Annotated in this window: 12 protein-coding genes and 1 pseudogene; 12 read left to right on the top strand and 1 reads right to left on the bottom strand. The window is 61.7% G+C overall.

Annotated elements, in window-relative coordinates; all coding sequences use genetic code 11:
• The first annotated feature begins 37 nt into the window (after positions 1–37).
• The 6 genes from AC6JAM_RS17715 to AC6JAM_RS17740 all read left to right on the top strand — a co-directional run bounded on the left by AC6JAM_RS17715 (position 38) and on the right by AC6JAM_RS17740 (position 6816).
• The gene (locus AC6JAM_RS17715; RefSeq protein WP_497935345.1) at positions 38–589 is read left to right on the top strand and encodes a TspO/MBR family protein; all 552 of its coding nucleotides are present in this window, start codon (positions 38–40) and stop codon (positions 587–589) included.
• A 366-nt stretch (positions 590–955) separates the two neighbouring features.
• Positions 956–1201 (top strand): glutaredoxin-like protein NrdH, encoded by a 246-nt coding sequence (gene nrdH, locus AC6JAM_RS17720; RefSeq protein ID WP_013601222.1) that lies wholly within the window; start codon positions 956–958, stop codon positions 1199–1201.
• Between the two features lie 127 nt (positions 1202–1328).
• Positions 1329–1799, top strand: a complete 471-nt coding sequence (gene nrdI, locus AC6JAM_RS17725; RefSeq protein ID WP_488315971.1) for a class Ib ribonucleoside-diphosphate reductase assembly flavoprotein NrdI — start codon at positions 1329–1331, stop codon at positions 1797–1799.
• Between the two features lie 20 nt (positions 1800–1819).
• On the top strand, positions 1820–3940 hold the full coding sequence (nrdE, locus tag AC6JAM_RS17730) for a class 1b ribonucleoside-diphosphate reductase subunit alpha (RefSeq protein ID WP_018769430.1): 2121 nt from the start codon (positions 1820–1822) through the stop codon (positions 3938–3940).
• A gap of 91 nt (positions 3941–4031) precedes the next feature.
• A complete protein-coding gene (gene nrdF / locus AC6JAM_RS17735) occupies positions 4032–5006 on the top strand; it encodes a class 1b ribonucleoside-diphosphate reductase subunit beta (protein ID WP_018769429.1) in 975 nt (324 codons plus the stop codon).
• Positions 5007–5658: 652 nt separating this feature from the next.
• On the top strand, positions 5659–6816 hold the full coding sequence (locus tag AC6JAM_RS17740; protein ID WP_223991840.1) for a hypothetical protein: 1158 nt from the start codon (positions 5659–5661) through the stop codon (positions 6814–6816).
• A 151-nt stretch (positions 6817–6967) separates the two neighbouring features.
• Here AC6JAM_RS17740 and AC6JAM_RS17745 read toward each other — a convergent pair whose 3' ends face one another.
• Positions 6968–7411 (bottom strand): hypothetical protein, encoded by a 444-nt coding sequence (locus AC6JAM_RS17745; RefSeq protein WP_497935348.1) that lies wholly within the window; start codon positions 7409–7411, stop codon positions 6968–6970.
• A gap of 915 nt (positions 7412–8326) precedes the next feature.
• Between AC6JAM_RS17745 and AC6JAM_RS17750 the strand changes: the two genes are divergently transcribed.
• From AC6JAM_RS17750 to AC6JAM_RS17775, 6 genes and pseudogenes are all read left to right on the top strand, one after another.
• A complete protein-coding gene (locus AC6JAM_RS17750) occupies positions 8327–8851 on the top strand; it encodes a hypothetical protein (RefSeq protein ID WP_223991834.1) in 525 nt (174 codons plus the stop codon).
• Between the two features lie 464 nt (positions 8852–9315).
• Positions 9316–9699 carry a DUF4259 domain-containing protein gene (locus AC6JAM_RS17755; RefSeq protein WP_223991832.1) on the top strand — a complete coding sequence of 128 codons (384 nt, stop codon included), beginning with the start codon at positions 9316–9318 and terminating at the stop codon, positions 9697–9699.
• A gap of 60 nt (positions 9700–9759) precedes the next feature.
• Positions 9760–10326, top strand: a complete 567-nt coding sequence (locus AC6JAM_RS17760) for a hypothetical protein (protein ID WP_223991830.1) — start codon at positions 9760–9762, stop codon at positions 10324–10326.
• Between the two features lie 19 nt (positions 10327–10345).
• Complete coding sequence (locus AC6JAM_RS17765; RefSeq protein WP_223991828.1) at positions 10346–10600, top strand: hypothetical protein; 255 nt, start codon at positions 10346–10348, stop codon at positions 10598–10600.
• 44 nt (positions 10601–10644) lie between these two features.
• On the top strand, positions 10645–11211 hold the full coding sequence (locus AC6JAM_RS17770; protein WP_223991826.1) for a hypothetical protein: 567 nt from the start codon (positions 10645–10647) through the stop codon (positions 11209–11211).
• Between the two features lie 94 nt (positions 11212–11305).
• Positions 11306–12033: pseudogene (locus tag AC6JAM_RS17775) on the top strand (PspA/IM30 family protein).
• The last annotated feature ends 73 nt before the right edge of the window (positions 12034–12106 follow it).

Consider the following 12106-nt stretch of genomic DNA (forward strand, 5'->3'; position numbering starts at 1 on the left):
AAGTCACCAGGAGCAAAGGGAGATCGGGGGTTCAGGCATGAAACTGAAGACAGTGGCATGGACGACGGCGGCGACGGCCGCCACAGCCGCCGCGGGCGGAGTGGCCACGGATCCGCAGGGCAGCTGGTACCTGCGGCTGCGCAAGCCGGACTGGCAGCCGCCGGCCATCGCCTTCCCGTTGGTGTGGACGGCCCTGTATGCAGACCTCGCGGTGACGTCCGCCGTCGCACTGGACCGGGCTGCTGAAATGGACCGGGCTGCTGAACTGGACCGGGCTGCTGCCACCCCGGCCGGCACATCCGACCCGGGTGGCAAGGGCTCCCGCCGGGAGCTCCGCACCTACCGGGGTGCATTGGCTGCCAACCTGGTCCTCAATGCATCGTGGAGCTGGTTCTTCTGGCGCTCACGCAGGCCCTGGCTTGCGGCGGCCGAGGCCGCCCTGCTCGCCGCCAGCAGCGCCGATCTGGTGCGCCGCACCTATCGGCTGAACCGTGCGGCCGGGGTATCGCTGGCTCCCTACGCGGCGTGGTGCGGCTTCGCCACGGCGTTGTCCACCGCCATCGCCAACCTCAACTCCGCCAAGCGGTAGGAAACCCCGGGCAAGCTGGACACACCTTCGCCGCAGGGAGCGGAACCCGGGTCCGTGACCACTACATGTAGTGGTCACGGACCCTTTTCATGCGGAAGGAAACAGGGCGCGACACGCCGCAGCCGTGCGACACGCGGTCCTTTAAATGTGGCTAAGTACTCCACAGGGTGTGGACCCAGCCCGCAAAAAACCCGCGATTCCGGGCATTTTTCCCGCCCCTGCCTGTGGATTAACGGTGCATTAAATGACATACTTGTAATACATCATCTTGGGGTTCCAAAGAGGCGTCTGCACTACATGTAGTATCTACATACAGCTGAACGGGGACACCGGGCCAGCAAGATTTCAACTAAGGGGACAGGGACAATGACCGTAACGGTTTACACGAAGCCTGCTTGTGTTCAGTGCAACGCCACCTACCGCGCGCTCGACAAGAAGGGCATCACCTACCAGAGCGTTGACATCTCCCAGGACGCCGAGGCACTCGAGCGACTGAAGGCACTTGGCTACATGCAGGCTCCCGTTGTGGTCACCGACCAGGACCACTGGTCCGGCTTCCGCCCCGACAAGATCGAGGAACTGGCACTTTCCGCCGTTTCCTCCGTGGCTTAGGAGTTCCGCTTCTCCTGCCGGCAACCAGCAACCAGCTGAGGTGACTCACGTGGCAGCACCAGCAGCACAGCATGACCGCGAGGCCTTACCAATTCACCAGGTTGTTCCCATCCACGCGGCTCAGCGCGTGGAGGTGTCCCCGCCGGCCGGGCCGCAGGACCAGGCTGAACCGGTCCGCACCGGCAGCCAGCTCATCTACTTTTCATCAGCATCCGAGAACACCAGCCGCTTCGTCGCGAAGCTAGGCCGTGAGGTTGCCCGGATCCCGCTCTATCCAAAGGACGCACCCCTCCTCGCTACCCGGCCATTCGTGCTGGTGGTGCCCACTTACGGTGGCACCGGGGGAGAGGGGTCCGTTCCCAAGCAGGTCATCCGATTCCTCAACAACCCGCAGAACAGGAAACTGCTCCGCGGCGTGATTGGCGCCGGAAACACAAACTTCGGGGACAACTACTGCATGGCCGGGGACATCATCGCCGCCAAATGCCACGTACCCCACCTCTATCGATTCGAACTTATGGGAACGCCGGAAGACGTTACCCGGGTCAACCAAGGATTGGACACGTTTTGGACACGACTGTCGCAGACACAGAAGTAACCAGGTCCCGGAAGCCTGAGATGCCCGCCGCGTATAAGGGGTTGGGCTATCACGAGCTGAACGCCATGTTGAACCTCTATGGTCCCAACGGCGAAATCCAGTTCGGCGCCGACCGCGAGGCCGCGCACCAGTACTTCCTGCAGCACGTGAACAACAACACGGTGTTCTTCCATGACCTGGAGGAGAAGCTCGACTACCTGGTGAAGAACCAGTACTACGAGCGCGAGACGCTGGACCAGTACACGATGAACTTCATCCGTGAGCTGTTCAACCGCGCCTACAAGAAGAAGTTCCGCTTCGAGACCTTCCTGGGTGCCTTCAAGTTCTACACCTCCTACACGCTGAAGACGTTCGACGGCAAGCGCTTCCTGGAGCGCTACGAGGACCGCGTCTGCATGGTGGCACTGCACCTGGCGCGCGGCAACGAGCAGCTGGCCCTGCAGATGGTGGATGAAATCATCGAAGGCCGTTTCCAGCCCGCCACCCCCACGTTCCTGAACGCGGGCAAGAAGCAGCGCGGCGAGCTGGTCTCCTGCTTCCTTCTCCGCATCGAAGACAACATGGAGTCGATCGGACGCTCCATCAACTCCGCCCTGCAGCTGTCCAAGCGCGGCGGCGGAGTGGCCTTCGCGCTGACCAACATCCGCGAGGTGGGCGCGCCCATCAAGCAGATCGAGAACCAGTCCTCCGGCGTCATTCCCGTGATGAAGCTCCTCGAAGACAGCTTCTCCTACGCCAACCAGCTCGGTGCCCGACAGGGTGCCGGCGCCGTGTACCTGCACGCGCACCACCCGGACATCTACCGGTTCCTGGACACCAAGCGCGAGAACGCGGACGAGAAAATCCGCATCAAGACCCTCTCCCTGGGCGTCGTCATTCCGGACATTACGTTCGAACTGGCCAAGAAGGACGAGGACATGTACCTGTTCTCGCCCTATGACGTCGAACGCGTCTATGGCATGCCGTTCTCGGACGTTTCGGTCACCGAGAAGTACTACGAGATGGTTGACGATTCCCGGATCAAGAAGACCAAGATCAAGGCACGCGAGTTCTTCCAGACCCTCGCCGAGATCCAGTTCGAATCCGGCTACCCGTACATCATGTTCGAGGACACCGTGAACCGGGCCAACCCGATCGACGGCAAGATCATCATGTCCAACCTGTGCTCGGAGATCCTCCAGGTTTCCCAGCCCACCACGTACAACGATGACCTGTCCTACGCCGACACCGGCAAGGACATCTCCTGCAACCTTGGTTCACTGAACATCGCCAAGACCATGGACTCGCCGGACTTCGGCCTGACCATCGAGACGGCCATCCGTTCCCTCTCGGCTGTCTCGGACATGTCCAACATCACCTCGGTGCCGTCCATCGCCAAGGGCAACGACCAGAGCCACGCGATTGGCCTGGGCCAAATGAACCTGCACGGCTACCTGGCGCGGGAGCGGGTCCACTACGGCTCTGAAGAGGGCCTGGACTTCACCAATATCTACTTCTACTCGGTGGTGTACCACGCCGTCCGCGCCTCCAACCTGCTGGCCATCGAAACCGGCCAGACGTTTGGCGGCTTCGAGAAGTCCAAGTACGCGTCGGGGGAGTTCTTCGACAAGTACACGGAGCAGGAATGGGTTCCGCAGACCGAGAAGGTCCGCGAGCTCTTCAAGAACGTGCACATCCCCACGCAGGAAGACTGGCGTGCGCTGAAGGCTTCGGTCATGGAGCACGGCATCTACAACCAGAACCTGCAGGCCGTGCCGCCCACGGGCTCGATCTCCTACATCAACAACTCCACCTCCTCGATCCACCCGGTGGCGTCCAAGATTGAGATCCGCAAGGAAGGCAAGCTGGGCCGCGTGTACTACCCGGCGCCGTACCTCACCAACGACAACCTGGAGTACTACCAGGATGCGTACGAGATCGGCTACGAGAAGGTCATCGACACCTACGCCGCCGCCACCCAGCACGTGGACCAGGGCCTGTCCCTGACGCTGTTCTTCAAGGACACCGCCACCACGCGCGACATCAACAAGGCCCAGATCTACGCCTGGAAGAAGGGCATCAAGACCATCTACTACATCCGTCTCCGCCAGCTCGCGCTGGAAGGGACCGAAGTTGAGGGCTGCGTCAGCTGCATGCTGTAGCTTCAACCAACGCGACAGTACGACGGCGGGCGCCCGCCCGCCGTCGTACGCTTTAACTTAGAGAAAACCCACCCAACGCATAGGGGATGACATGACCGAGAAGGTCAAGCTGCTCAGCCACGTCGAGGCCATCAACTGGAACCGCATCCAGGACGACAAGGACGTCGACGTCTGGAACCGCCTGGTCAACAACTTCTGGCTGCCGGAAAAGGTGCCGCTGTCCAACGACGTCCAGTCCTGGAACACGCTGACGCCGGCCGAGCAGCAGCTCACCATGCGCGTATTTACCGGCTTGACCCTGCTGGACACCATCCAGGGCACGGTCGGTGCGGTGTCCCTGATTCCGGATGCCCTCACTCCGCACGAGGAGGCTGTGTACACGAACATCGCCTTCATGGAGTCAGTGCACGCCAAGAGCTACTCCTCCATCTTCTCCACCCTGGCTTCCACCAAGGAGATCGACGAGGCATTCCGCTGGTCCACCGAGAACGAGAACCTTCAGAAGAAGGCGCAGATCGTCATGGACTACTACCAGGGTGACGATCCGCTGAAGCGGAAGGTGGCCTCCACGCTGCTGGAAAGCTTCCTGTTCTACTCGGGCTTCTACCTGCCCATGTACTGGTCCTCCCGCGCCAAGCTGACGAACACCGCCGACCTGATCCGCCTGATCATCCGTGACGAAGCTGTTCACGGTTACTACATCGGCTACAAGTTCCAGAAGGGCCTGGAAAAGGTCTCCGAGGAACGCCGCCAGGAGATCAAGGACTACACGTTCGAACTGCTGTTCGAGCTGTACGAAAACGAGGTCCAGTACACCCACGACCTGTACGACGGCGTGGGCCTGGCCGAGGACGTCAAGAAGTTCCTGCACTACAACGCCAACAAGGCCCTCATGAACCTGGGCTACGAGGCGATGTTCCCGGCGTCCGTCACCGACGTGAACCCGGCCATCCTGTCGGCCCTGTCCCCGAACGCTGACGAGAATCACGACTTCTTCTCGGGGTCAGGTTCGTCCTACGTGATCGGCAAGGCCGTGAACACGGAAGACGAGGACTGGGACTTCTAGGACGTTGTGAGACGTAGATCTAAGTAGAAGAACCAGTTCTTATTTGGAAGTCTTGGGACAGGTACATGGAAGTCATCCAACTAGCCTGGCATCCTGCACTACCCAACCGGGGGACTTCCGGCGTGGCGCCCATCCGACATCACGCTTATGGTCACGTAGCAGAGGGTCAATGGCCCGGATGCGTTGGGAAAAGGTGCGCGCTGCACAGCTGTATCCTTTACCACCATGCAAGCGCCGGTGTTCTTGCATCTCGCGACAAAGGGTCAAGCCAAGCTGCCCCTCTCCGCCTCCCATGGCCCCTCATCTTCGGTGTGGCTCCGTTGGTCCTGCACGGACAGCTCGTTCTGCTGCCATGTATAGCGTCTCGATGTTGATGGTCTTGTCCCTGTTGCTATATCTGCCCTACTTCAACCTTGCCTTTCACCTCGATCGGGCTAAGCGTGTGTCCATGTCCAGTGCGGGTGAACATTAACAATGCTGGGACAACATTTTGCCCAAGGGCCCCGGACCTTCATCGGACCGGGGCCTGGCGGGATCGGCTCAGGGAGCCACTGGGCAGACGTGTTCGTCTGAGTGCCGGTGGTACCCGAATTTTCGATCAAGGCTCGTCGAATCCCTTGCTCCCGGCAGACGTTCCCGCTTGGATCGCTTCATGAGGACTCCGCCGAGCAACCGGCTGACAGTTGGCTCCGTAACCATAGAGGCTGGGAAGATCCGCCGGAAGAACATGGACTCCATACTGGATCTGGGATTCCTCTGTGCACCTGCCCCGGAATCCGTTCTGCCCTCACTCGCCGATGTCAACGATGTTATTGCTGGAATCACCCTTCCCTCGGCGCCACATCAGCGGTTCCACGCCGTAGAGGTCGGTGAGGGAATCGCATTCTTCGTTTCTCCGATCTCTCCCAGCTTCGCGATTCGCCTCGCCCAGGCAACTGCCCAAGCTCTGCAGCCATTGGGGTTCACTGGAACCATCACCGCATGCGCGGACAGATCAGGTCCACGGCCACGCAAAAAGCCGCGATATGCCTACAACGCCTCCATCTGCTCAGTTGATGCCGCGATCGATCAGAGTTGGATGCCTCTGGCATTCCGGGAGGTGAAAGATAACCAGTCGTGTTGGGCTACTGAATCGTCGGCGTTCTCGACCTTGGTGGATCGGCTGACAGGGTGGGCTGCCGACAACACCAAAGGCCCGATCCTCGCCGGGCTCCACTTCACGATGATCAGGTGCGATTCAAAGCAGGCCGCCGCAGTACTCAAACAGTGTTGTGGTGACGTCGGATGGGCCAATTTGCTCGTCCCCACAAAGTACGGTGACTGGTACGTGAACTTTTCACGTGAAGGGTGGCTTCACATCGGGGTCGAGTACCAGGACGGGGCGCCGGAGGGTCTCAACGCTCTCACTACGTTGCTTCAGGAGCTGGAGCCGTTATACGACTACGCCGCCGTCACACTCAACCATTTTGGGGCCGTCACGCCCAACAGCGTGATGGTGAGGTCGCCTGTTCCAGGTCCCTCAGACTCTGAGTTCGCAGCTGATCATTCTTTCGTGAAGACCTCGGCGCCAGGGATTTTCGCCTTTCAGGTCTTAGGACCCGGCCACCCCGAGTTGAAACCGGGGGATGCTTGGCAGACTTTCCCCCTCACCGGCGGTAAGCGCATGATCATTTCTCGGGACCCGAGTGCCTGGTGGGGTCGGCGGGAAGGCTATCCCGAAAGCGGGTTTGATGCACTCAGAGAGGCCAACAAACTTCTGCTTGGCAAGTGGGCCGGTCCAGTGACCATGCCCGATGCCGGTCCACCGTGAGGCCATGAGCTGACCCGTCTTAGCTACGCGTCGGCCTGGGCGCCGCCGGTGCTGCACCCTGCCCGTGAAGCCGTTTGCCTCCGGACATAGGATGAACGCATTGCTGCCGGTGACCTCGACGATGAAGGGGGGTTGGAATCCGAGTCTCCCGCTAAGACTTAGGGGTGAAGGTGTTGGCGATGGACTTGCCCGTGCCGTCTGCCATGCCGGTGATATTACACAGGCTGCTGGCGGTGTCGTAATACATCTGGACTGAACCGGACTCCGTCCCTGAGTACCAATGGGTGACCGGAATGATCATTGATGCCAGGGTTGCATCCCGGACCTCGTACGTGACGGTTTCCCCAGGCTGGAGCACGACGTTCCCCCGACTAGGGATACCTGGCGGCGGCGCCCAATCGTATTCGCCGTAAAGTTCAATGGTGGCAATCCGCCCTTTGCTGTCCAGTCCGTACAGGTTCGGCACGTCCCGCTCGGAAATCCTGATTGCCGCGCTGCTTCCATTGTGAAGAGTGCCCCGGCCGACGATGGTCACTTCGTTGGGAAGCGTGGAGTAAGGCCACTCAAACGTGATGGAGTCCAGAGCCGCGGTCACGGACCCTGAAGGGCAGCTGTTGCGCGGCTGTGGAGCGAGTGTTGGGGGTTGGGCAGGCACCGTCTGTCCTAGTGCTGGTGCTGGTGCTTCAACATACTGGGGCGCCCCGGGGACAGAGGCAGTCGGTCGTGCTGCTGGTGTCGGGGTAGGCGTGGGAGTTGGTGAGGGTACCGCAGCAACGGTTTTGGGTGACGTTGTTTGCCGGCGCACCTCAAGGGACGCGGTGCCAGTCGCCCGCGTCAGGGAGGCTTTATCGGACGCTGATGCACGGCCCGACTCAATGACTCCTGCCATGATGGCCCCCACGGCGACCGCGATAGCCACAAACGACTCAGGGCGATCAGTGTGATCTTCAGAGTGCGGTTCATCCGCCGTTCAGCCATACCGGAAGTGTAGGCAGTTCCAGAGCCAGGCCCGAGTCCGTGCGCATTGATGACGACGTGTGGCGGCACCGATCGAGCGCGGTAATCACCAGCGGAGCAGGACGGCAGGACTCGAGACCTGTGCTTGGAAAGACTTGGGGCACTGGTTCCCCCCGGCTTAGGGCACCGGGGCACGGCTCGGCCTGGTCACTTGCTCCATTCACCCGGCTGCAATTAGTCCGAAAGCGCTGCTGCAGCCACTCAGGCCGCGTGTGGGTCCGGCAAATAGAGGCAGGCGCACCACCCTCACAAGCAACTGGAAAATGTAAGCGAAAAATTGTTGGAAAGCTTGAACGACAAGCCCTGCAGCGGTCATCGTGCCAAGATAACAGGGGCCATGTGGAGGATCGGCCGGCTGGACGTCGACGACTATATCGAAGAGGCGTACCGGCGCACCGCCGAACGGATCGCCGCCGGCGAGCTCGAGGACGAGGGCGAGTCGGACAGAGGGTAACAGGCTGCCCAGCGGGGCGAGTGCAGTTACGCTGGGCCTGTGGAACGCGTGCTGCTGGACGAGGTGATCCAGACCGATTCTGGGCAACTGGACCTTTCGTGGGGCGAGGATGGTTGCTTCGACGGTGACTTTGACCGTTCATACCAAGGCCAGGTCAACGGGTTGGTGGGTGCCGCCCTTCCCAAGGGGGTACACGTCAACCTTGCTCGCCGGTCGGGCGGGTCGCCTGTTCGGATGGTGCTTCTGGACGCTCCGGCGGGAAGCGATGACGGGCAGTGGGAGGACGTCGTCGAGGTATCCATCACGCTTCCTGAGGGACACAAAGTGGCCTTGAGTACCTGGGCTGGCGAGAACACAGGGACCATAGACATTCCGCCTGGTTCCTACCGGCTGCGTGTCAGTGCCAAGGGCCGGGATGAAGGTCACGCAGGGGAGTTCGCCGAGGGCACGGTCGATGACTACCTGCTTCAGCTTTGGACCGCACCGTGGCAGCCCGACGCCATCCTCCGGACTGGGAGTGATGATGCCAGGTACTGGCATCAAGAAGTTGGAAGCCGCCGCTAGGGCCCCGCTTTGGGAGGGTCCGCTAGCGGCCAAATTTTCGACAGGACTCGTGGCGTCCTGTTTGCTGGTTTCTGCCAGGCCGGACACCCCCCGCGCCTCCCTCAGGATGTGGCACCCCCGGAGCACCATGGAGGTATGACGGCTCCAACCGTGGAGGCGGCGATCCACAAGCTGATGGATCTCGCCTGGAATGTTGTCTACGACCTCCTCCAGGAGCGGGGGCTGCTCGAGGCCGGTTTGTTCGTCGAGGAGTACACGGTCGTCCACTCCGCAACGTGGCCGTCCTATTCGTGGACACACGGCCGGTGGACGCCATCCCCTTCCATCACGACATCCTGGGCGCTGACGACCCGGCCAGTTACTTCACGCTGCCGGGCTGATTGTGAGTGCGGCGCACATGCTGTGCCGACAAAGAAGTTCTGCCATATTGGTGCCACGTGACCAGACACCGAGAGGGGCGATTGATGGGCGTATGGGGTTACCTGCCGTTTGAGAACGACGACGCGTTGGACTGGCTGGAGGAGCTCGAAGCCGGCGGATCGGACGTCTTCCGCCAGGCGTTGGCGAAGGCCGGCGACCGGTATGTGGAGGCGCCGGACGGGGCCGCTGCCCTCGCCGCCGCCGAGGTCACGGCCGCCAGCCAGGGAAACCCGCTGGGGGACCTGCCGGAGAACGTCACCGACTGGGTGACCGCCCACGGGCTTGAGATCACCGCCGAGGACGTGGAGATGGCCGTGGAGGTGGTCGACCGGGTTCGCACTCAGCGATGGCTCGAGGAGACAATTGACTCCCAGGAGCTTTCCTCCATCGCCGGCACCTTCCGCCGGAAAGAGCTGGCAGCGAAGTGATGTGGAGTATCTGCGGAGTCTGCCCTGTTCAGGCCGGAGGTGCTGTGCAAGACTTCCGGCATGGACGACCCGCGAAGCCGTATTCTGCCGCTCCTCCGCCAAGGTGAACACCTTTTATGGATTGGGCAACCGGACCCCAAGGTCCGATTTACCGGTGCGGACGCCTTCCTGGTGCCGTTCAGCATCCTCTGGGGCGGCTTCGCGATCTTCTGGGAGTTCATGGCTGTCACCACCGCCAAGCAACAGCCCTTCTTCGCACTTTGGGGCATCCCCTTCGTCCTGGTCGGCCTCTACTTCATCTTTGGCCGGTTCATCGTCAAGAAGCGGCGGAAGCTCCGCACGGCCTACGGGCTCACTGACCGCCGCGCGATTGTCTGCGTGGGGGATAGATCCGTTTCAGAGTCGCCCGTGAGTGGCATGCCAACCAAGGTTGACCGGTCCAAGGACGGACGGCATGTCAGTATTACCTTCGGGCCTCAGGGAGGACTCTTCGGGATGGGGATGGGAATGTATCAGAACACGGGGATGGACTTCTTCAGTGCCGGGCTCGGGCAAGCGGTGGCCTTTTACGACGTTGCGGACACCGACGGGCTGCTCAATGCCTTGGACCAGGCCCGAGTCGGCTAAGGCCAGGCGCCGGGCGGGGATGGGCACCTGGATCCTGCTCGTTCTCGCCTCGATACTCCTGATCGGCTACGGCATATGGCGCGCCGGCTGGCACATCCGGCTTCCTTCTCCGGCAGAACAGCGAGAGGTCTGGACCGGCAGTCTCTTCATCTACGCCGGCTGCGCGCTGTCGCTCGGGGCTGCCGTCTGGTCCGGCGCACGTCATCTGGGCGCGCGGCCGCCGGCAGCGGGGATAACGCCAGGCGAGGAGAGCCAGCCTGGGCAATCAGCCTGAAGCGGTGCTCCGTCATGATCACTGGTTGGCGTAGGCTCAAGGGCATGTCACGTCTTGGGGGAGTACGACATTGGCGGTACACGGCAGCTCTGGCAGCAGCAGTCCTAGGTGGCGGAGGACTCGCCGGCTGCGAATACCACGACGGATCCAACGAGCCGGCCGGCGACGCGACTGCCACTGTCAATGCTCAGCCACCGACGGTTTCTCATGAAAAGCCAACTCATGTTGTAGAGCTTGAGCAGGGCAACCGGGCAAAGCTGAACGAGGTGCTGGGCGTCCCGACTTCGGACACCTATATGGCCGTGACCGAGATGATCAGTGGCGGAATGAATTCCTTCGTCGTGAACGGTCGGGTTCCCGCTGACGGAAGCTACGACATCACAATGGCCTGCATTGGCACTTCGCAAGCCAGGATGGTCTTGGACCAGCGCAAGCCTGGAGGATCCTCACTCAACCACTCCTTCGATTTCACATGCGGCACGCCCGCTGTCCAGACTGTTGACCTGAAGTCTGGCGGGATAACGGTCGATGTCATCAACGGAGAAGTCGATGAGTCGGAGTGGGGAACGGGGGCATTCGCCTCGGTACGCATCACTGCAGCTATGCACTGAATCAGTAGCCGGCGGCGGGGCTGCACGTTGTGTCTGGCTCCAGACGCTGCCGCACACATGAAGCCTGAGACCCGTTCCTGATAGAAAGACCACTGTGAAGCAGAGTATTTTCGCCCGCGTCGCCCAGCTCGCCAAGGCCAACCTGAACGCCCTCCTGGACTCCGCCGAAGACCGCAGAAGATGCTGGACCAGATGGTCCGGGACTACTCGGAGAACATCCATGAGGCCGAGGCCGCCGTCGCCACCACGATCGGCAACCTCCGCATGGCCGAAGAGGACCACCACCGCGCCATCAACGAAGCCACGGACTGGAGCCGCAAGGCCATCGCCGCGTCCCACAAGGCCGACGAGTTCCGGGCCGCCGGGAACAGTGTGGACGCCGACAAGTTCGATGCCCTCGCTAAGGTCGCCATTGGCCGGCAGATGACCGCCAAATCCACCGCCAAGGCCCAGGAGCCGTCTCTGGCCGCGGAGAACGAGGTCGTCGACAAGCTCAAGGGCGGCCTGGGCCAGATGCGGGGCAAGCTCGGTAAACTGACCGCCAAGCGCAACGAACTGGTCAGCCGCTCCCGCGTTGTCGCCGCCCAGTCCCAGGTCAACGACGCCCTCAAAGCCTTGGACACCGGCGACCCGACATCGGCCATTGGCGGGTTCGAGGAGAAGATCCGCCGCGAGGAGGCCACCGTCCGCGGCCAGCAAGAGCTTGCCGCCTCATCCCTGGACGCCCAGGTCGCCTCCTTCGAAGACCTCGGAGAGCAAACCGAAGTGAAGGCCCGGCTCGCCGCCCTCAAGACCATGGACCGCAAAGCCATTGACTACTAAGATTCATCGCCGGAGACACCGGACGCTCGCCCGGTCGGGGCATTTAGCGCTGCCAAGGCCGCAGTGCAGATGC

Source organism: Arthrobacter sp. GmRoot5-12 (assembly GCF_059739365.1).